The 20,290-nt window shown below is 64.5% G+C and carries 22 protein-coding genes and 1 tRNA gene; 4 read left to right on the plus strand and 19 right to left on the minus strand.

Annotation, left to right across the window (positions count from 1 at the left end):
* On the plus strand, positions 1-1,362 hold the full coding sequence (locus tag KV110_RS33555; RefSeq protein ID WP_218471171.1) for an NsdA family TPR-like regulatory protein: 1,362 nt from the start codon (positions 1-3) through the stop codon (positions 1,360-1,362).
* Here the strand turns inward: KV110_RS33555 and KV110_RS33560 are convergent.
* From KV110_RS33560 to KV110_RS33640, 17 genes are all read right to left on the minus strand, one after another.
* Entirely contained in the window at positions 1,346-1,933 is a 588-nt protein-coding gene (locus KV110_RS33560; RefSeq protein WP_218471172.1) for an NUDIX hydrolase, read from the minus strand. The two genes, KV110_RS33555 and KV110_RS33560, sit on opposite strands and share 17 nt — an antisense overlap.
* Positions 1,934-2,304: 371 nt before the next feature.
* Entirely contained in the window at positions 2,305-3,183 is an 879-nt protein-coding gene (locus tag KV110_RS33565) for a glycosyltransferase family 2 protein (protein WP_343224204.1), read from the minus strand.
* A 426-nt stretch (positions 3,184-3,609) separates the two neighbouring features.
* The gene (locus KV110_RS33570; RefSeq protein WP_218471174.1) at positions 3,610-4,248 is read right to left on the minus strand and encodes a DUF7341 domain-containing protein; all 639 of its coding nucleotides are present in this window, start codon (positions 4,246-4,248) and stop codon (positions 3,610-3,612) included.
* Between the two features lie 189 nt (positions 4,249-4,437).
* On the minus strand, positions 4,438-4,854 hold the full coding sequence (locus tag KV110_RS33575; RefSeq protein WP_218471175.1) for a hypothetical protein: 417 nt from the start codon (positions 4,852-4,854) through the stop codon (positions 4,438-4,440).
* Positions 4,855-5,017: 163 nt separating this feature from the next.
* The gene (locus KV110_RS33580) at positions 5,018-6,043 is read right to left on the minus strand and encodes a GAF domain-containing protein (protein ID WP_218471176.1); all 1,026 of its coding nucleotides are present in this window, start codon (positions 6,041-6,043) and stop codon (positions 5,018-5,020) included.
* 283 nt (positions 6,044-6,326) lie between these two features.
* On the minus strand, positions 6,327-7,124 hold the full coding sequence (locus KV110_RS33585) for a hypothetical protein (RefSeq protein ID WP_218471177.1): 798 nt from the start codon (positions 7,122-7,124) through the stop codon (positions 6,327-6,329).
* Positions 7,121-7,372, minus strand: a complete 252-nt coding sequence (locus tag KV110_RS33590) for a hypothetical protein (RefSeq protein ID WP_218471178.1) — start codon at positions 7,370-7,372, stop codon at positions 7,121-7,123. Before KV110_RS33590 ends, KV110_RS33585 begins: the two co-directional genes overlap by 4 nt.
* Positions 7,369-7,758, minus strand: a complete 390-nt coding sequence (locus KV110_RS33595) for a hypothetical protein (protein ID WP_218471179.1) — start codon at positions 7,756-7,758, stop codon at positions 7,369-7,371. The genes KV110_RS33590 and KV110_RS33595 overlap by 4 nt, the downstream gene beginning before the upstream one ends.
* Complete coding sequence (locus KV110_RS33600; protein WP_218471180.1) at positions 7,755-8,225, minus strand: hypothetical protein; 471 nt, start codon at positions 8,223-8,225, stop codon at positions 7,755-7,757. The genes KV110_RS33595 and KV110_RS33600 overlap by 4 nt, the downstream gene beginning before the upstream one ends.
* Positions 8,222-8,518: a hypothetical protein gene (locus KV110_RS33605; RefSeq protein WP_218471181.1), complete on the minus strand. Its 297-nt coding sequence runs from the start codon at positions 8,516-8,518 to the stop codon at positions 8,222-8,224. The genes KV110_RS33600 and KV110_RS33605 overlap by 4 nt, the downstream gene beginning before the upstream one ends.
* Positions 8,519-8,662: 144 nt before the next feature.
* Entirely contained in the window at positions 8,663-10,009 is a 1,347-nt protein-coding gene (locus KV110_RS33610) for an AAA family ATPase (RefSeq protein ID WP_218471182.1), read from the minus strand.
* Complete coding sequence (locus KV110_RS33615) at positions 10,006-11,523, minus strand: hypothetical protein (protein WP_218471183.1); 1,518 nt, start codon at positions 11,521-11,523, stop codon at positions 10,006-10,008. Before KV110_RS33615 ends, KV110_RS33610 begins: the two co-directional genes overlap by 4 nt.
* 98 nt (positions 11,524-11,621) lie before the next feature.
* Positions 11,622-11,819 carry a hypothetical protein gene (locus KV110_RS33620; RefSeq protein ID WP_218471184.1) on the minus strand — a complete coding sequence of 66 codons (198 nt, stop codon included), beginning with the start codon at positions 11,817-11,819 and terminating at the stop codon, positions 11,622-11,624.
* Positions 11,816-12,217 carry a hypothetical protein gene (locus KV110_RS33625; protein WP_218471185.1) on the minus strand — a complete coding sequence of 134 codons (402 nt, stop codon included), beginning with the start codon at positions 12,215-12,217 and terminating at the stop codon, positions 11,816-11,818. The genes KV110_RS33620 and KV110_RS33625 overlap by 4 nt, the downstream gene beginning before the upstream one ends.
* Positions 12,214-12,450 carry a hypothetical protein gene (locus KV110_RS33630; RefSeq protein WP_218471186.1) on the minus strand — a complete coding sequence of 79 codons (237 nt, stop codon included), beginning with the start codon at positions 12,448-12,450 and terminating at the stop codon, positions 12,214-12,216. Before KV110_RS33630 ends, KV110_RS33625 begins: the two co-directional genes overlap by 4 nt.
* A 6-nt stretch (positions 12,451-12,456) precedes the next feature.
* The gene (locus tag KV110_RS33635) at positions 12,457-13,413 is read right to left on the minus strand and encodes an AAA family ATPase (RefSeq protein ID WP_246634145.1); all 957 of its coding nucleotides are present in this window, start codon (positions 13,411-13,413) and stop codon (positions 12,457-12,459) included.
* Between the two features lie 161 nt (positions 13,414-13,574).
* The gene (locus tag KV110_RS33640; RefSeq protein ID WP_218471187.1) at positions 13,575-13,811 is read right to left on the minus strand and encodes a helix-turn-helix transcriptional regulator; all 237 of its coding nucleotides are present in this window, start codon (positions 13,809-13,811) and stop codon (positions 13,575-13,577) included.
* Positions 13,812-14,009: 198 nt separating this feature from the next.
* On the opposite strand from KV110_RS33640, the gene KV110_RS33645 reads away from it, so the two are divergent.
* Positions 14,010-14,408: a helix-turn-helix domain-containing protein gene (locus tag KV110_RS33645; protein WP_218471188.1), complete on the plus strand. Its 399-nt coding sequence runs from the start codon at positions 14,010-14,012 to the stop codon at positions 14,406-14,408.
* Entirely contained in the window at positions 14,392-15,849 is a 1,458-nt protein-coding gene (locus KV110_RS33650; RefSeq protein ID WP_218471189.1) for a site-specific integrase, read from the plus strand. Before KV110_RS33645 ends, KV110_RS33650 begins: the two co-directional genes overlap by 17 nt.
* Before the next feature lie 67 nt (positions 15,850-15,916).
* Here KV110_RS33650 and KV110_RS33655 read toward each other — a convergent pair.
* Positions 15,917-15,990: transfer RNA gene (locus KV110_RS33655), tRNA-Met, on the minus strand.
* Positions 15,991-16,542: 552 nt separating this feature from the next.
* Between KV110_RS33655 and KV110_RS33660 the strand changes: the two genes are divergently transcribed.
* Positions 16,543-17,100: a transglycosylase family protein gene (locus KV110_RS33660; protein ID WP_218471190.1), complete on the plus strand. Its 558-nt coding sequence runs from the start codon at positions 16,543-16,545 to the stop codon at positions 17,098-17,100.
* A 74-nt stretch (positions 17,101-17,174) separates the two neighbouring features.
* On the opposite strand, the gene KV110_RS33665 is transcribed toward KV110_RS33660, so the two are convergent.
* On the minus strand, positions 17,175-20,177 hold the full coding sequence (locus KV110_RS33665; protein WP_218471191.1) for a UPF0182 family protein: 3,003 nt from the start codon (positions 20,175-20,177) through the stop codon (positions 17,175-17,177).
* Positions 20,178-20,290: the final 113 nt, after the last annotated feature.

Genomic DNA, 20,290 nt, shown 5'->3' on the forward strand with positions numbered 1-20,290 from the left:
ATGGGACGGCAGCCCAAGCAGCCCAACACGCAGCTCGCCGAGCTGCTCGCCGAGACGGGCCTACCGAATAAGGCTCTTGCCCGCCGAGTGGTCGAGCGCGGACGCGCTGTAGGTGTCGAGTTGCGCTATGACCACACCTCGGTAGGGCGGTGGCTGGCGGGCGAACAACCTAACCCACCCGGTCCTGAGCTGGTGGCGGAGTGCCTTACCGAAGTCGCGGGTCGCCGGGTTACATCTGCCGAGTGCGGAATGACCGGTGGGGGCGAGGCCGCCGATCTCGGGTTGGAGTTCTCGTTGAGTCTGGCTGAGGCGACCGCCTCGGCAACAGCGTTGTGGAGGAGCGATGTGGAGCGCAGGCGGTTCCTAGTCGGCGCGTCGTACGCGGTTGCGGTCTACCCCGCCGCGTCGATGCGGTGGCTGACCCTGCCCGGCCCCGAGCACCCGGTCTCCGCTGGTTTCCGGCGTATCGGGCAAAGCGATGTCGACGCCGTGCGGACGATGACGACCGCCTTTCGAGACCTCGACAACCGTGTCGGCGGAGGCAAGGTTCGGTCGACGGTCGTGCACTATCTACACAGTTCTGTCGCCCCGCTACTTCGCGGTAGCTACAACGAGCGCGTCGGGCGGCAACTGTTCGCCACCACTGCCGAACTCACGAAGCTGGCGGGCTGGGCCGCCTACGATCTCGAGGAGCACGGCCTCGCGCAGCGCTACCTGATACAGGCGTTGAGGATGTCACGCGCCGCAGGCGACGCCGGTCTCGGAGCGGAAATCCTCGCAGCCATGAGCCACCAGGCGACCTACGTCGGCCGCCCAGGTGACGCCGTCGACCTCGCCCGCGCCGCCCAGATCGCAGCCCGAAACGCTGGCTTGCCCGCCCTCGAATCCGAGTGCCTGATGGTCGAGGCGCACGGCCACGCCGCACGGCAGGACGAATCAGCTTGCGCAACATCGCTGAACGCAGCCCAACGCGCGTACAGCCGCAGCGACTCCGGTCGACCGGAATGGCTCGACTACTTCGACGAAGCCTATCTGTCGGCCAAGACCGCTCACTGCTTCCGGGATCTGGGAGACCTTCCTCGGGCAGCTCGCTACGCCGAGCAATCCCTCGACATGTCCGACGGTTACCTGCGTGGTCGAGCCTTCAACCTGTGCCTGCTCGCGTCCGCTGTCGCGGATGCCGATCCGCACGAGGCGGTGCGCATCGGCGGTGAGGCACTCGAACTGGCGGCCGGTCTCGAGTCGCGACGCAGCTACTCGTACCTTCGCGAGGTCCGTTTCCGGCTCGCGCCGTACGACCAACTCGCCGACGTCGGAGAATTCCGGCGGCGCGTGCTCGCAGCGACTAAAGGGACAGACTGAGAGCTCGATACAGTGCGACGACCGTTGCTGCGCCGACTATCTCACCACGGTCTATCATCGCGACCGCCTCGGGCAACGCGAACCAGCCGAGCTGTTCAGCCTCGTTAATGTCGGGCGGGGTATCGGTCAGATCGGCACCGCGGGCCAGATAAATTTCTTGCGGCTGGTCGAGCGTTCCGATCGCTGGCTGATACGTGACGAGGTGTTCGATTGTGCGCGGACGCCAGCCGGTCTCTTCCTCGACCTCACGGGCGGCAGCGAGCGAAATGTCCTCGGCGCCATCGACATAGCCTCCGGGTAGTTCCCACACCCATCGGTCGATGATGAACCGATGCCGGTACATCAGCAGCGCCTCACGGCTCTCGTTGAGCACGAGGGTCATAGCACATCGTGGCATTCGGGCGACGTACTGTGTGAATCTCACGCCGTCGGGCAGTTCGACATCAACGGTGGACAGTCGGATGTGTCGGTTCTCATCAACCAGGCGTTCGCCATGAATAGTCCACTGGGTTCGGCTCACAAGTCGAAGGTAGCAATGTCCACCAGCAGCGGTAGCGAGCAGCAGCGCCACGCCGTAACTTTCGCCGAGGCGCGTGCCGACCCACGGGGCGGCGGGCGCGCACGGTGGGGTCGCAGGGTACGCGCGGCTACGGCGAACTGACGGGCTCACCATCATCGAGGCCAGCAGCGCCTCCTCCGACACGGAGTCGGCCTTCGACCATGTCCCACGACTGGGTGCGCGGCGTGGACGAACTGGTCATCATTCACCGCAGCCTGGCTTCGGCGTGGTTTGTGCCAAAGCGGACAACCTGAGGACACGCCCATCGCATCGAGGAACCTGCCCCAATAGCTCGGTGTTCTCTAGGGGATCCGGACCTGTGGCGTGGTGTTGTGCCGCAGACACTCCTCCCTATAGCGGTCGCGTCGTAGCCCACCGTTTGACTAGCGATTACGCGCCAGCGCGGGGCGCAGCACTGACAGCGCACCGCGCACGACTAGACCGGCCGCAACCAGCGGCGTGAACAAGATCCACGGTGTCCTGCGGTTGTAGTCGATATAGAACCGCAGGGCACTGCGATGGTGGTTACGAAGCTTCCGGAACGGCGCGTGCCGAGTACTGCCGCCCTCCCGATGCCGAATCTCGACCGCGGGGTCGAGCACCACTCGGTACCCGGCACGGTGCATGTCCAGAGCGATCTTCGTTTCCTCGAAGTACATAAAGTACCGCTCGTCGTATCCACCCACAGCATCAAAAGCCGTGCGGCGGAACAACATGCAACATCCAGAGATCCAGTCCACATCGCTCACCGAGGTCACCGGATTGCCAAAGTAGGCACGCGTCGCCGGGTTGGACGGCCACACCGAGCCGAGGACGGCGTGTGCGATGCCGATGCCGATCGACGGGAATCGACGCCCCGTCGGGTAGGGAGAGCCATCCAGTCGAGACACCCTAGGCCCGATCAACCCGATCCGGTCCTCGGATCGCGCCGTCTCCACCAGAGCGGCAATTGCACCCGGATCCAGCCGCGTGTCCGGATTCGCGATCAACAGCCACTCTGTATCCAGCTCGGCCGCACCCTGATTGATCGCCCGGGTGAGCCCCACATTCTCCCGGTTGCGCACCACCCGCGCACCGAACTTTTCGAGAATCTCCACACTCTCATCGGTGGATGCATTGTCGACGCCGACCACCTCGAGTGCTAACGGCTCGACCGCCGCGGGCAACGACTCCAGAAACGGCGGCAGATCCTCGGCACTTCCGTAAGTAACCAGGACCAGGCCGACGGACTTCTCATCGCGGCGAGACATGCCGGGGAACATATCATCGCCGCCACATCGCCGCGTCCGGATACCGTCAGACTTCATTAGTAGATCAGTATCGGCCGTCGACGCCTAGATCATCGACAGTCTGAGGGTTCGGCGCGTAGCCGGTAATTGCGCAGGCGAGGGCGGAGGCGGTCTACGGCGGCCGCGACTCAACGCTGTCCGCGAACGACGGGTCTGAGCGCAAGACTTTGCCGTTCTTAAGCCCACATGCCTCGATGCGCCGGGTCGTTGAGGTAGAAAATGGCACCGCAACGGCGGCATGTGAGGCGTGCCGGGCTAGGACCGTTCGTGCTCGCCTTGCCCCCGCACTGGCAGTACCAGGTAGTCCGGCCTGAGGCGTGCGGCAGGGATTGAGGCTCAGGTTTGGGGTCGTCGTTCATGAGCAGCAATGCTTCCACCAGGATCGCGGTGACGGGCCGGTTATTCCAGGACCCCGTGCGGAAGTTGGCATCCAAGCGCGGCAGCCAGGAGCCGGTAGTGGGTGGGTGCCCAGCTGGTGCGGCAGGCTTGGCAGATGCAGCCGTCGGCGGTGATCTGGAGGGCGGCTTGGCGAACAAGCTCTCCGGCGGCGTCGGGGCGGTGGACGGTGCGGACCTCGCAGGCCGGGCAGGCTGCGACCAGCTCCCACCGGTGCACAGGTTCGAGCAGTCCCTTTCCGGCTTCGGCCCACCGCCACAGCTGGGCGATCCACTCGCCCACGAGTCCGTGATACTCCGGCGCCCAGGCGGCCGCGGCGAGGAGGTTGAGGCGGCGCACGGTCTCGGTTTGTCCGTTGTCGTGGCCGGCATCGGGGCGCCAAACGGCGACGGTGGTGTCGATGTCCGTGAGCCAGTCGAGTCCTTCGACCCAAGCGGGGGGAAGGCTGCGTGGCCGCAGTGTTCCGCCGCCGCCTTGGCGGGCGGCAAGCTCGGCGCGAATTTCGTCGTAGACCGATTCGCTATAGCCGCTGCGGGTTTCCCCGTCGGTGTCGGTGTGGCTACGCAGCCGATGGCCGATGAGGGCGTGGACCGCGTCATCGAGCTCGTTGGATACGGCCGTTCGTGGAGCGGTGGTGGTCATGGTCGTGAATCCTGTTGTGTCGCAGCGGCGGTCACCATGTCTCTACTGTATCGCGCTTCGGTAGAGACAGAGCGTTCGTTTCGGAGGGCAGCGAATGCAGGGCGGGGGCGTACCGCGAAGCGATCGTCATTGATCCTTCGCGGTGGACCCGGCCGACCGAAGAGCAGTCCCCAACAGCGATTGGCTTGCTCAGCTTGCTTTTTCGAGTTCGGCTTCCATGGCGGCAAGTCGATGGTATTGCTGGGCGCAGGCGTCATCGACCCACTGGGCGAGGAGGCTGACCGCTTGTTCTTCGTTGCAGTGATAGATGAGCATCTGCGCATCGGCCGGACTGAGTCCCAGCAGCTCGCGGGCGAGGACTGGGACCGAACGCAGCTTGCCTCGCCAGGAGACGAATCCGCAGACGGGGACCCACGCCGCGCCCACGAGGGTGACAGTCCATCCAGCAACGCTGTGGGCCACGCCTTCTGGGCGCGCATCGGCCCAGACGGTGTGGTCGTGCAGGTGAGGTTTGGTGCGCAAGGTGTGCAGGACCAGTGCTGCGAGGGGCAAATTCAGCAGGGCAGGCACCGGCACCTCCGGGCTGACGACATCGTGAACCTCCAACTGGCCGAGTCGGGTCGGCCGTGGTCAGTTGACCCGTCGGCGCCCCCCGAGTCGGCACCGCGAGCACTATTCGGAACTTCCAAACGAATGCCGCGGGGGGTGAGGCCAGATGCGCGAATGGCGGGGCCTTACCCCAAACATTGAAGTATAAACGTGGAATCCATTACAGAGGAACGTTTTCCGGGGAATCCGCGTGCGTGGCGTGGGACACTTTCACCAGCGCAGCAGCCACTTCGGACTCCCGAGTGAGCAGGACTCGCTTGGCATCCACATTGACCACCGTCCACTCCCCCTTGGTGTCGCGAACCCGCAGGGAACCTGTAGCGGGGCCGAAACGCAGAGCGCGCGCGATCTGACGGGCAAGGACCACGTCGTCGGGATGCAGGGCCGGATCCCGCTCGGGGTTGCCGGTGAGTTCCCAGGCGACACCGGGCATTTCACGGGTGAGCCACCGGTAGGCCGTGAGAGTCTTCAGGTCGACCAGTGCGTGGTAGACGCCGGGCTCGGCGTTCAGTTCGGCATCGATCAACGCTTGGGCGAAGGTATGCGGAGGCAACGGTGCGTGCTCGTCATCACCCTCGGTGATGTCGTGGGTGATGCCGTGAATGAACCGGCGACCCTCGACCAGGGCACCGCGCGCACACCAGTTGATGTCGCGACGCACTCCGTCATCGCGAGTGATTTGCCAAGTGGTCGTATGGAAGACGGTGGATTCGTCGGCGACAAGGGCCTTGGCCAGCGCTTCGGCTTGATCGTCGGCGGAAGAGACATGCCGAAGCGAGGACACCCGCGAGATCTCCGGCATCCGACGCTCCAGGGGAACAGCGTAGATGTCGTGCATCTCAGAGGTCGCCAACGCGGTCATCTTGTCCAGATCCCAATCCCAGGCACCGGAGCGGGTCCGCAGCGGCACATCCTGCTCCAGGTGGCCTATCCACAGGCGTACGCCGTGGACCATCTTGAGCACGTTCAAAATCGGCTCGGCGATGACATGCTCGTCGCGGGTACGCGAGAACTCCTCCCACCGTTGACCGGTCTCACGAACATGCGCCACCGCACGCCGAGCGGTACGCAGCGCTTGCAGACGCAAGACTTTGTCGAAGGGCTTGAGGTCGACCGGCTTGCGACCGATCGCCATCACGGTCGGTTCCTCACGGATGCACTCGATTAATAGCCACTCCCCATGCATACAGCTCACGCTAACGCAGAAGGGTGAACTTGTGTATCGACGGCTTCATCCCCGAAGCGCAACCCACGCAGTGGGATTCGACGCGGAACCGTTGAGCTATTCAGCAGCATCCGGTCGCCCGGTACCTGGCGACCAGATGGATCAACTGCCGCTCGATTCCGATCCTGAGCTGATAAACAGGCCGTCCCCAGTGCAGTGGTGAACCTTCCTTGTCCGGCCAACCGTGCACCGGCAAGGCCACCAGACGCACCGGAGCCGGAGCCACAATCGCCTGGCTATCGCCTCATTCGACTATCGCCACGACCATCTGCCCGGTGACCTGCTGGACGAACAGGTCTGGATCGACGCGTCCGTCTGCGTGGAAGCGGGCTCGGAGGCTGGGGTCGACTTCGACGATGACACCGTTGTGGTCAATCGCCGCCTGGTAGTGGCTGATGTCCTCGCCCGCGAGGACGCCGTGCCAGTGCCCGTCGACGTAGAAACGTTCGGTGACGCGGGGTTGAGGGGTTCCGGGCGGGTGGTAGCGGAAGATGGCGGTCTCGAACTCCGGCCCGTCGTCGTCGAAGCTGCGCTTGGCGTGGGACACGAACACGTAGTTCGCCTCTCGCCACGGCCGTGAGAGCCGGTAAGCCCAGACCTGGGCGCGGTAGTCCGCACTCGCGGGAAACGGGATGCGGTAGGCGCAGCCGTCGGGTGGCACGGGGCCAGGCGGCGGATCGGCCTGGGCTGCGTCGATGTCGGCCACATCGATGATCTCGATCCGGATGGGAATAAGTCCTCGCAAGCCCCGAAGGCGCTGGTGTAGCGGCTGCAAGGGGCCATAGAACTGGGAACCGGGACAGAACACGGGACTGTCGTCACTGGCATAGTCGTAGGCGTCTAGGGCTGCCTCGCAGTCTTCGCACCCGCAGTACCGCAGCCGGAGGACCAGCAGTTGCATACGGATCGGCAGTGCGTGCCATTCGCTGGGACAGTGGGGACAGCCTTCGGCGGTGCCGCTGTCCGGTCTTTGGGCTAGTTGTTCGTCAACCAGGGCGTCGATATCATCGACAACTTTGCGGTCGGGGGTTCGATGGTTCATTCCCGGATCTCCAGCTCGCTGAGCAACCGGTCGACGACAGCGCCTGCCACGCCCCAATTTTCGAGCCAGTCGATCATTGCTTCGATGGCGTCGTCTTGGTTGCGGCGTATGGCCGATTTGCGGCAGCGTCGCCCGTCAGCGTCGCGGTAATCGACTCGGACTCTCCACAAATCGGGCCTGCCGTTGCGGGCTGGCAGCCGGGTCACGGTGATGCGGTTCGGAACCATCGGCGAGGACTGGTGATTCATCGCGGGCTCCCGGTGACACCCTTGATGCGCAGGTCGGCGAAGGTGAGGGCCCACTGCCAGGGGTGACCCTTGCCTTCTTCGGATTGAACGATGTTGAGCCACAACAGCTCTTGGCCCCATACACCGAAGCGCACGAAGTGCATGACGGTGCTCGCGGCGCTCAACGCCCCTGCGTCGTGTTCGGCGAGCGCGTCGGGATCGGCACCTAGTTCGAGCAGTGCGCGACCGATCAGGCGTGAACCACGCCATCGGCCGTCAGTGGCACGCACGACGTAGCGGTTGCCGTGCGGGTGGTTGGTGGCGGTGGGTGTGATGGCGTCGGGATTGGCGGTGACCAGTTCCCGGACCTTGCCGACCAGTGCGGTCGCGGTGATGGCGGTGTTCACAGTCGCCCCTTGTCGATGGCCTCGATGATCTCGGTGAGGTCGTCGAGGGTGTTGGTTCCCAAGAAAAGCTGACCTGCCTGAAGTTCGGTGAGCCCGAGACGTCGTTTGGCGTACTCGCGTGCAGGCAGCTGCTCACCGGTGGTCAGATCCCGCGCGGTGGTCAGATCGGCCGCTAACTGCACCGGAGGCTGAGTCGTGTCATCGGTGAGACCGGCGGTGCGCAAGGTCATCGAGTCATAGGCCCATGCCACATCGGGGTCGAGTTGAACGACCCATCCGGCGACACACAGTGCGGTCCGGCAGACCGGTGTGCCGGTGTCGGCGTAGATGACGGCGTCGATGTCGACGGCTCGGTAGACGTCCTGGTTCCATTCGAGGCCAGGGTGGCGGGCCTGGTCGGGCAGGGCCACGATGGTGTCGATGACGCGGCGCGCGAAACCTAGATCTGGGACCGCGCGACGGATCATGACCGAACCTCTTCTCCGGCAGCAGCTTCGACGCCTACGAGCCGTCCGGCCGCCAGGAGCTCAATAGGCTGGCCTGATAGCCAGGTGGCGTGGCAGCACGGGCAATAGCCCGTGGGGGTGGATGCGCCGCCGACGATGGTCAGGCCCGGTTCCAGGGTCATCGGCGCGCAGACCGGGCAGTAGTGCTCGACAGGTTGTCCTGCGAGACGCGCCCTGTTCGGTCGCGCTGGCGTATGCCGGGTTTCAGCACTGTCGTGCTTGTCCGGGCAGTGCAATTCCATGACGATTTTCATCGCTTCTCCCGTAGATGCGGTATTCAATTCCCAGGGGATAAGTGGTGCTAGCCACATGAAATCCCCTGCACTCCATACTATTTCATCGAAAATTCAGACTCAATACCTCAATTCGATTGATTTACAACAATTTTCACCGATCGATCACGCGAATATGCCCCGGCTTCGGCATACCCGGAAATAGGCGTCGGCCGGGGTCCAGGGCAGCCCGAAGGTGGAGTGGTAGAGCTCGTGCGGGAACAGTCGTTCGTCGCGTGCGTAACGCCATTGGCGCAGGTTCACCACGTTCGGATGTTCGTCATCCTCGTGCCCGCGGGCCGGGACGATGCCGTAGCCGAACTCGGGCCAGCGCAGCAGCAGTGAGGACCCGATCGGGCGCACCGAGCGGGAACGCCCGTCTGCCGCGTGCGGGATGTGGCCTTCCAGCAGCAGCGCGAACCGGTATTTCACCCGCAGCCGGTCCAGGATTCGCACCAGTTCTCGTGCACCGTCGGCGGCTTCGGTGTCCAGGGCGTTGAGCCGGTACAGCGGGCCTGCGACGACGAGCGCGGGCCGGTGCGCGGCGATCGCGGCTTCGATGCGGCGCAGCTCGCGCGGATCTTCCAGCCGCACACCGTCCGGGCGCGCCTCGATGCGCAGTTCGTCGTTCCAGTCCGGGCGCGGGTGATTCTGTTGGGCGCAGACCACGTCGACGCGATCGACGAGATCGCGGTAACGGCGGCGCAGCTGACCGGGCAGGTTCTCCGCGTCGATGACCAGCACCCGATGAGAGCTCGTGCGTGGCGCTCCGGCGCCGATGATCGGAGCGGCGAGGAACGGGTGCAAGCCCGCGGTGACAGCGCACGCGATCTGAGCCAGCAGCGTCGACTTCCCGAGACCTTCGATACCGGTGAGGATCATCCGGTCGCCGTACTCGAACAACTGCGGGATCAGCCAGTCGTAGGAGTCGCTTCCGGCCAGCAGTTCGGCGACCGAGGGCGGCAGCGCCACCTCGCCGGGTGAGACAGGGTCGGTGAAATCCATGTCAAGAGCCTCGCGCGCGCGGGCGACGACCTGACCAGTTAACGCCAAGTCGCCGTTGCGGGCCAAGACGTGCAGTTTCTGGATCAGGCGGGTGGCTTCACCGACTGCGGTGCGCGCGTGCCACAGCGTGATGATGCGGTCAGCGAAGTACGGCACCGATCCAGGCACGCCTTTGCCGAGGAGTTCGAGGGTGATTATGCGCAGGCGGCCGGTGTCGGCTCCGAGTTCGCCTCGGCTGGAGGCCTTTTCCAAGACGACGACGGGGTCGGCGGGTTGTCCGGCACGCACCAGCTCGACCAGCGTGCTGTGCAGCAGCTGATGGGCAGGCCGGTAGAACGCCTCGGTCGGGACGTCTGCGACCATCGCCGCGACCTCGGCGTTGTCCTCGGTGTAGAGCGCCGCGCCGAGGATCTGTTGTTCGGCTTCGATGTCGCACATCTCCGGCTGCTCCCACTCCGGGCCGTTCACGCTGGGACCTTCGCCAGGCGCTCACGCAATTTGGACGCCGCCCACATCCCGGTCTCGCGCATGGCGCGCAGCTCGGTGCGCAGCCGGTCTTGGTGGATTCCCTCACCGAGCAGGGTTTCCAGTTCTGCGCGCAGGGCTTCGCGGGCCGGGCCTGGCGGGGTGCCACCCTGGCGGCCGATGGCGTCGATGTGGTCGCGGGCGAGCCGGTAGGCCATCGCCCGGACCTCGCCAGGGCTCACCGGGTCCGGTATGGGCAGCGGGGTGTGCGCGGCCGCCATGCGGCGGGCGTAGCCGTGGGGGCCGTGCGGGTCGAAAAGCCTGTCGATGTCGGGGTTTTCGGCCACGTTGGTGGTGGCAAGGTATTCGGCTCTGGCGTCGATCACCGCCTCGGCGCGGTCGAGTTCGGCTTGGGCTTGGGCGTGGCGGATCGCGCCGGCATCCGGGTCGGCCAGCACTGCGATGGCATCGGGGGCCAGGCGGGCCAGGACGCGGCGGCGCATCGCCGAGGTTGCCGGGATTTCGGGTGCGGCGGCGTTGAGCCGATCAGCGACGTCGTCGCCGCCGTGGCGTGGACGCGGCGCGGGTCGTGGTGGTGGGAGCGGTTTTTCCTCCCACGCGTCACTGTCGTAAGGGAGGGGACTTACTGGAGTAGAGGTATTTATGACTTGTGAATTGTGAGACGCGCCCGCGTTGGTAGAAGGAGCTCGGGCAGGCACGCTAGTGGTTTCGCTAGCCGCTTCTCGCCGGTTCGCGGCTTTGGCGAGCCCACCTTTTCTACCGGCTGACCTGGCCTGTTCGGTCCTTGTGGTCGGTTCGAGGTAGTGGTTTTGGTGGCGTTGATAGTCGTGCATGGTGAAGAAACCGTGACCGCATGGCGCGTTCGCTGTGCATGCACCGTGCCGACACGGTGTCGCCGTGGTGCATGCGTGGTGCTTCCATGATCCGGCCGTGGTGAGTGCCTCACGGATGCGTGGTGGCGCGATCTTGCGCGCTTGGCTGGCGGCGATGACACCGTTGGTGCGGTTGCGGGCGCAATAGATCCACAGCTCGATCAGCTTCAGCTTCGTGACCGGCGTCAGCGGACCGGTCTTGCGGTTCTCCAGGAAGTCGACGCTGAGCTTGAGGTAGCCGCGTGTGTCCTTGCGCCTGGCCGAAGCCGGGCCGTGGAAGGTCTGGTGGCGCTCGTAGTCGTGCATCGTGAAGAAGTCGCGCCCGCACGGCGTCGACGGTGTGCACGCACCGTGCTGGCACGGCGTCGCCACGGTGCAGTCGTGGTGATGCCAGCAGCGCGCGAGAGTGAAGATCTCGCGGATGCGGCCCGGCACCAGCCGTCGTGCCTGGGTAGCGGTAACCGTGCCGCCGGTGCGGTTGCGGGCACAGTAGATCCACAGCTCGATCAGCTTGAGTTTGGTCACCGGCGACATCGGGCCGGTCTTGGGGTTCTCGAGGAAGTCCAGGGCGAGTTTGATGTATCCGCGGGTGTCTCTGGTGGCCTCGCGGGCTTCTACGGGCATGCGGGTACTCCGAAGTCGTTGCGCGCCAGCATGGCTCGATGCCGCGAGTGCGCGACATCGAGCTGCTAGGTGCGGCGTGGGGTCGACATGGCGGTTGGTCAGGTCAGTGGTTCGACCTCACGGGACTCGTGTTGGCCGTCATCCCAGCGGCGCTCGGTCACTGCCGCGCGCCCGCCACCGCTTTCCACGATGTAGCGGCACTCCCACAGCACGCGGGTGAGATGACGGAGCTCGTCGTTGATTTCGTCGATGACCAGCCAGTCTTGGCCATCGCCGAACGGGTCGGCCGTGCTCACGACTCGACACCGACCGGTGTGTAAACCGGCGCACGTCTGGGTCGCTGCGCCCGTGACTGTGACGAGCGGATGCGGCCGCGTTTGAGCGCGATCTGTACCAGCATCGACGCGATTCCGTCGTCGAGGGTGTGCAGCTGTTCGAGGGTGAACGGTTCACCGGCGTCGATGAGCCCGTCGAGTCGATCGGCGATCCGTTGCTCGGCCTGGGACAAGATCAGGCAGTCGTAGCGCAGGATGCGGGTACGCAGCGTGGCCACGGTCAGGCCGAGGCGCTGCGCGATTGCATCGTGGGTCATGTTCGCCTCGCGCAGGAACCGGTACTCGGCCACGAACACCCGCTTGGCGTCCTCCTTCGACCTCGTGACCGAGTCGAGGGAAGGACGCCCGCGGCTGCTCACGCCGACCTCGGTTCAGCCAGCCCGGCCAGGTAGGCCCAGTAGTCGCATTCGACCCACCGCAGCGGCCCGGAATCCCCGTTGAGTCGAAACCCTTTGTCGGCCAGCAGGTGTGGTTTCGATTGGGATCGCCATTGCAACACCAACTGCTCGGTGACACGCAGCCGTTCGGCGATCTCGGTGCGGTTGATCAGTCCGTGCGTGCAGCCTGGTGCTTCGCATTTCCTTATTGCCATCTGTTCTCACCCCCTTCCCTCTGCCTGCTTGTCGGCCGCTTCGGCGGCGGCGCGTTGTGCGGCCTGCTGCCTTTCCACGGCCTCCATGGCCTCTTTGATGGCCACGATCAGTTCGCGCAGCGTGGTAGGTGTTCCCTCGTGGTCGACGGTGGGTGCGCCGAGCATCCGGTAGGAGTCGATCTCGAGGTAGATCTCGCGCAACTGCGTCATCTGTTCGACATCGAGAATCCGCTGCCGGAACTCCGCGACCGTCGGTGCCGCGTGTCCGGCGTCGAGCCAGTCTGCGATCTGGGTAGCGAGTTCGGCTCCGGGTTGGGCGATGACCTCACCTGCCAGAAATGGCAGTCGAGTCTTGGAGATGTGCAGGTTGTTGCGCAGATCGAGGTCGCCGACGATGTCGAACTCGTACTCGAGTCCGTCACGTTGCACCGGTTTGGTGCCGACCTTGCGTGGGACCGCTCGGCCTTTGGTGTCTTCTTCGACGAGGTATTCGGTCTTGGTCCGCAAGGTGACGATCAGATGCCCTGGGTAGGTGAGCATCGCTTCTATCATCTTGCGTTCGTCGCCGGAGACTTCCTTCCAGCCCGAGAAGCTGTTGGACCCTGATTTGCGGCGGTCGGCCTGTTCGATCATCCCGTCCGGGCCGAACCAATAGTGCGACCACGAGTCGATGATGAACGGGTTGAACCCGCGCCCTGCAGCGGCCCCGAGGATCTCGACCAACCCCAGCGGTGAGAAGCGGTCGGGGTGAAGGGTTTCCCAGTGCCAGCCGTTGAGTCCCTCGTACATGCTGGCGCGGCCGTGTTCGGTGTCGACCATCCCGATCACCGACTTCTCGCGCTGGGCCCACGCCCAGCCCATCGCCAATGCGGTGTAGGTCTTGCCGGAACCAGAAGGGCCAGCAAGCGCCAGCCGTGCCGGAGACTTGCGTCGCACGGCGGGTTTGAACTCGATCGCCATCATGACCGCCTGTTCAACGGCAACGCGATGTGCCCGCCTGACGGCTTGGCGGCCGACGGGTTAAACTGGATTCGCATAACTACTCCCGTAGATGTGCACCGACCCGGTGGAGTGCTAGCCCACCGGGTCAACTATTTCTCTCCCGTAGATCTGTTGAGCGTCGCTCAGTCCGTACCTCCGTCCTTCTCGTCGGGGAACAGCTCGTGAATCGGGATATCCAGCGCCGCAGCGATTTTCGCTGCCAGCTCCGGGCTACAGGACCTTCGGGCTCCTGAACGCAGCAGTCCGATGATGCTCTTGCCGCACCCTGCTCGCTTGGCCAGTTGCCGCACCGACAAGCCTTCGGCGGTCATGGCATCTCGCAAGGCGGTCCGGGTGCTCAACTGCGTGCCGTTCGCCATCAAAGTTCCCTCCCTCTGTGCTGCCTCCCCCTGCTACAGACAGTAACAACAGAAGACATACGTGTCTACTGAACTTGAACACGGTATAGATAGTCGTAGCAGCTAGAAGTGCTATTGACCGACCTCTGTCTGCACTGAATCAACGAAATCGCTATCGTATGGACAGTGAGTGTGGACATATGCCTTACCCTTGTGGACATGGCACGAACCCGCCCGGTACCCGAACCGTGGGCCTCGGCAATGTCCGCGGTCGGTATCAACAGCCGCAACCAGCTCGCCGACCGAGCGGGCGTGCACGGCACCACCATCGCTCGCCTGATCGACAACCCCGAGCATCCGGCGTCGCTGGAGACCGTCCGCGCCGTTGCCGCCACGCTCAAGCTCGACATCCGCGACGTGGCGCACTGGTCGGGTATCGCGCTCGAACTCGACGAGCCCTACAACCCGCCGCCGGAGGCCGCGATCCTTGACCGCGATCAGCGCAAACTCGTATCGGACCTCATCCGTGCGCTGGCTGCCAACAATCGACATCCCCGGCCCCCGTTGAAGATTCAGACGACCGGCGTGGTCGTTCTGTCCGGTGAAGCGTCGAAATAGAAGCTGTAGAACATATTTCGATACTCACTCCGAGCGGCGGCACGTAAATCTATTCTGCCCCCGTAGAATTGGAGTTGTTCAACACCGGCTAGCACCGGTCATTGCACAACACGGGAGTAACAATGAAATACGCGCATGCCTTGATCGCTGGGGTGTGCTGATGGCGCGTCCACCGCTACCCATCGGCACCTGGGGCAAGATCACCCGCAAACAGATCAAACCCAACTACTGGTACGCATATTGCAAGGTCCGTGACCACGACGGAGTAACCCGCCGCGCCTACCGCTGGACACCCGAAGGAACCGCGGACCGTACCGGAGCCGTCGCCGAACGCCGTCTGCTCGAACACCTTCGAGACCGCGCCCATTCGGGCAGCGACGAAATCAACCGCGAGACGACCGTCGAAGCCCTGTGGATCGCCTATCGGAAATACCTGGTCGAGGTCAAGAAGCGCACTGACAACACCTTGGCCCGTTACGATCGTGTCGCCGTCGCAATCCTCAACGCGCTGCGCCTCGTTCGCCTCCGAGAGTGCAGCACCCAAAGGTTCGAGCGCTTCATCACCGAATACAAGCAGCGCGGTGGAACTGACGCAAAAGGCGTGCGCATCGTTCTCACCGGAATGTGCGCACTGGCGACACGGTACGACGTATGGACCCACAATCCGATGCGCGAGACCGAGCCAATCAAAAGCAAGAAGGGGAAGGGCGCGATCGCCCTTGAGCCCGAACAGGTTCGGCAACTGCTCCTCGACCTCCGCACAAGCCAAGTGCCGTGCCCACCCCTACCGAAGATGAAGAACGGCGTGCTCGTCCCGCCTGACCCGAAGTATCGAGTGCCGACCGTGGCCGAGTTCTGCAAACGGGGCGATCTCGCAGACCCGTTCACCATGTTCTCCACCACGGGTGGGCGAATCTCGGAACTGCTGGCGTTCCTGCTCGAAGATTACGACCAGGAGACGGGCATCATCGATGTCACTGGCCACGTGGTCAGGGTCCGGGGCGTCGGTCTGATCCGGGTGTCCAATGAGGACGACCCCGACAACCCCAAGAACCTGCGTCGCTCGATCCAGCTCGCACCGTACGGTATGGCGATGCTGGATCTGCGGATTCCGACGCTGCGGCCGATGAAGGACGGAACGACACCGCTGTTTCAGTCGGCCGCGGGGACGTTGCGTGACCCGACGAACTTCAACGACCAGATGCGCAGGGTCCGGGCAGCGCTCGGTCTACCGGACCGTATGAGCGGCCATTCCTTCCGCAAATTCGTCGTCGACGTCGGCCTCGATGCGAAGCTGTCGGCAGCGCTGGTGGCCGATCTGGTGGGTCACGTCAACCCGACTCAGACCCTCAACACCTACGCCTCGCGGCGTCGCCGTCCCAACGGAGCGATGGCCGCTGCGATCCAGAACGCGCTGTTCCCCGACCAAAAGGTCGAGTAAGGATCGAGAAGACCGAAAAATGACCCAGGCCAGAGAGATTCAAAATCTCTCTGGCCTGGGCCGTTTGTAGCGGGGACAGGATTTGAACCTGCGACCTCTGGGTTATGAGCCCAGCGAGCTACCGAGCTGCTCCACCCCGCGTCGGTAAACACAACATTACACACGGGTTCACGGAGACAGCAAATCGTCTGGTCAGCGGGGGTATTTGCCGGGCCAAGGGCGAGTGGCGAGACATACCCGAGCGGCGACGAAGCGGACCGGAGAGTCGGGGATCACACGCCTTACGGCTCCGCCGCGCGAACTCGCGACACCCCGGCGAACAATGCGGATGGGGCTATCACCGGCGGCGGCAACTCGTTAAACGTGATCTGGCTCACTATATCGTGGTGATCTCGATCACATAACGGTGCTATAACAGACCGTCCAGAATGCGTGTTGATGTTATTTCCCACCTGCACAAAGGACGATATTCGGGTTATTCGCTTCATGCAATTCGACTGTTATCAAGACGTGATCTGCCGAGATTTCTTCGTTACCGTGCGTTCACGGCCCGGATCATCCGTGATGGGCTCGAACTCGAACCGACGAATACCGGCGACCCTGCCCCGCGGTTCGAGGATCCCCGACGACCTGGGGGCAGGGACACGGCAGCTCGATCGTCGTGTTGGTAGGCGCAGGGAGGGAAAAACACACATGACTGAGAACCGGAAGTTCAACGCCCGCGCCCTCGGCTTTGCCGCTGTCACCGGCGCCCTTGTTGCCGTCCCGTTCGCACTCTCCACCGCGACCGCCTCCGCCGCGCCTGCCCACAACTGGGACGGCGTCGCGCAGTGCGAGAGCGGTGGCAACTGGGGGATCGCCACCGGCAACGGCTACTACGGCGGCCTGCAGTTCTCGCCGAGCACCTGGGCGGCCAACGGTGGCCAGGGCTCCGCCCACACCGCAAGCAAGGAAGAGCAGATCCGCGTCGCGGAGAACGTGCTCGCCACCCAGGGCGTCGGCGCCTGGCCGCACTGCGGCCAGTACCTGCGCCCCGGCACCTCCGAGCCGGAGCCGGAGGCCGTCGTGGAGCCGGAGCCCGCCCCCGAGGCCGCCGCGCCCGCTCTCCCGCTGCCCGGCAGCCAAAAGGCCCTCGTCGACCAGGCCGTGGCCGTGGGCAGCGACCTGGCCAAGCAGCACGGCCTGGAGGCCCAATACCAGCAGATCCTGGCGCAGAACGGCTCGCTGATCCAGGCGATCGCCGGCAACTGAGCACCGGTACCGCATAACGAAAGCGGCGCTGCCGTCCCTGGGGACGGCAGCGCCGCTTCGTGTTCGGTCCTATCTCAGCGACCGGCGTCCTGGTACGCCTTCGCCGCGGCATCCAGCTCATCCAGCGCCTTGCCGAAGTCCTGGAAGTTCCCGGTGCGCATGGCATTGCGCACGGCCTCGATCTTCCTGTTCAACTCGGCGGCGGCGGCGTCCTTCGCGGGCGACGAGCCGGGTGGCGGGGTGGCCCCGCCCGGCGGCGGCGCCGGGGTGCCACCGGTATTGGGCGGCGGCGTAGTGCTCTCGGCCGGTGGCGGTGGCGTGCCGGGTTTCGGCCTGGTCGCCGGGTCGCCACCGAACGGTGTCGCCAGCGAACCTGCTCCCGGCAGCACCTGGTTCAGCGCCTCCGCCAAGGTGGACGCATAGCCGACCTTCACACTGCCCGCCTCATCGCGATAACTCACGAGGACGCGCAGCAACTGCGGGAAGGTCGAGGTGTTCGGCCCGGTATTGCGTTCGTTGTAGAACGGCTCCACATACAAGATGCCGCCGTCGGCGATCGGCAGCGTCAGCAGATTGCCGTATTTGATCTTGTTCGAGTTGGACAGCAAGGTCCGCTCACGCGAGACCTCGGGTGCGGTCGTCATCGTGTTCTGCGTCTGCTGCGGACCCTGCGTCTGCGTATCGGTCGGCAATCGTCGAATCGTGAACTTGCCGTAGCCGTCCGGATCCGAGCGCACCGAGATATACGCGGACAGGAACTGCCGGTTGTAGCCGACCATGGCGCTGGTCAGGTTGAACACCGGCTTGTTCGTCTGCTGATCGCCGAGCAGCACGTAGTACGGCGGCTGGTTGAGCGTGCCGCCCTCGATCGTCGGATCGCTCGGCACCGACCAGAACGCGTTGTTGGTGAAGAACTCTCGCGGGTCGTCCACGTGATACTTGGTCAGCATCTCGCGCTGCACCTTGAAGAAGTCCTCCGGATACCGGAAGTGCGCCCGCAGTTCCGGCGAGATCTCGCTCTCCGGCTTCACCGCGCCGGGGAACACACCGCGCCACGCCTTGAGCACCGGATCGGTCGAGTCCGTCTCGTACAGGGTCACCGTGCCGTCGTAGGCGTCGACGGTGGCCTTCACCGAGTTGCGGATGTAGCTGACCTCCTTGCGCGGAATCAGCCTGCCGGTCTTCTTGTCGATGCTGTCCTCGAGCGCACCGTCCAGCGAGGTGGTCTGTGCGTAGGGGTAGTTGTCGAGGGTGGTGTAAGCGTCGACGATCCACTGGATCCGGCCGCCGACGACCGCCGGGTAGGCGTTGCCGTCGGTGGTCAGCCATGGCGCCACCTTCTGCACCCGCTCGCGCGGCGCGCGGTTGAAGATGATCTTGGAGTCGTCGCCGATGGCCGAGGAGAAGAGAATATTGCGCTCGGCGTACTTGGCGGCGAAGGCAAGCCGGTTGAACCAGTTGCCGATCGGCACCCCACCCTTGCCGTCATAAGTGAATTGCGCGGTGTCGGAATCGTATTCGCGGGCGCGCTGGCCGTCGGTCCCGCCGACGATCGCGTAGTCCGGACTGGCCTGCGAAATCACCTCGCCGTAGTAGATGCGCGGCTGGTCGACCTTGATCCGCTGCTTGTCCGTCGGCGTGAACAGGTCGCTGACCATGAAGATCGGGTAGCCGCTGTCGCTGCTGCCGCCGGTCGCGTTCGGGTCCTCGGACTGTGGCTTGTTCACCCGGTTCGCCGGCGCGGCGACGAAGCCGTTGCCATGGGTGTAGACGGTGTGCTGGTTGATCCAGTCCTTCTGGTTACCGCTCAACGCCGCCGGGGACAGCTCGCGCGCGGCGACGATGTAGTCCTGCACATCGCCGTCGAGGTTGTAGCGGTCGATGTCCAGCGACTCCGGGAAGCCGTAGAAGTTCTTCAGCTGCCGCAGCTGGGTGAAGGTGGGCGACAAGATGTTCGGATCGAGCAGCCGGGCATTACCGATCGTCGCGGCATCGACCGGCACCTCCCCTGGCGTCTTCTTGCTCTCGCCCTTGTAGTCGATGTAATCGATCTTGTCGTCGGTAATGCCGAACGCCTGCCTGGTCGCGGCGATATTGCGTTCGATGTATTCGCTTTCCTTGTCCGCGGCGTTCGGGCGCACCGAGAACTGCTCGACCACCAGCGGCCAGACCGCGCCGACCAAGATCGAGGACAGCACCAGCAGCGCGGCCGCCATGGCGGGCAGCCGCAGATCGCGAAGCACGATGCCGGCGAAGAAGGCGAGCGCGCAGATCACCGCGATGGACAACAGGATCAGCTTGGCGGGCAGCACCGCGTTGATATCGGTGAAGGAACCACCGGTGAAGGTGGGCTCCTTACGACTGCTCATCAGCAGCTCATAGCGATCGAACCAGTACGCGATCGCCTTGAGCAGCACGAAAAGGCCCGCGATCACGGCCAATTGGATGCGCGCGGCACGGGTCAGCGTGCCCTCGCGACCGCTCAGCCGCAGGCCGCCGAAGACGTAGTGCGTCACCAGGCTGGCAAAGAACGCGATGACCACGGCGACGAACAACCAGTTCAGCACCATCCGATACAGCGGCAGCTCGAAGGCGTAGAAGCTGACGTCGAGATGGAACTGCGGGTCCGTCTGGTTGAACGTGCTGCTGTTCAGGAACAGCTGCACGGTGACCCAATTCGATTGCGCCACCAGGCCGGACAGCAGCCCGAGCAACACCGGGATGCCGACGCCGAACAGCCGCAGCCGGCTCATCACGGTGGTGCGGTAGCGCGCGATCGGATCGTTCGGCCCGGCCACCGGCACGAACACCGGCCGGGATCGATACGCCAGCAGCAATGCCAGCCAGACGATCAGGCCGACGAACAGCGCGACGCCGACGAACAGCAGGATCCGAGTCCACAGCACGGTGAGATACACACTGCGGAAACCGACCTCGCCGAACCACAACCAATTGGTATAGGTGTCCGTCAGTCGTGGACCTAGCAACAGCAACGCCGCAAGGGCGATGGCCGCCAGCAGCAGCGCGCGGCTGCGTCGGGAAAGCGAAGGTAAGCCGGTGGGGGGCCGCATGCCCACGATGCCACTCTCCAAGGTCCGGCGGCGCTCGCGCCGATACAGCAGGCCGAAACGCCGCAGTCCGATGTTGCGGGGTGGTCCTTTCGGACCGTCTCGGCCTACTCTACGGAATC

Origin of the sequence: Nocardia iowensis, from assembly GCF_019222765.1 — a bacterium.
GTDB lineage: Bacteria > Actinomycetota > Actinomycetes > Mycobacteriales > Mycobacteriaceae > Nocardia > Nocardia iowensis.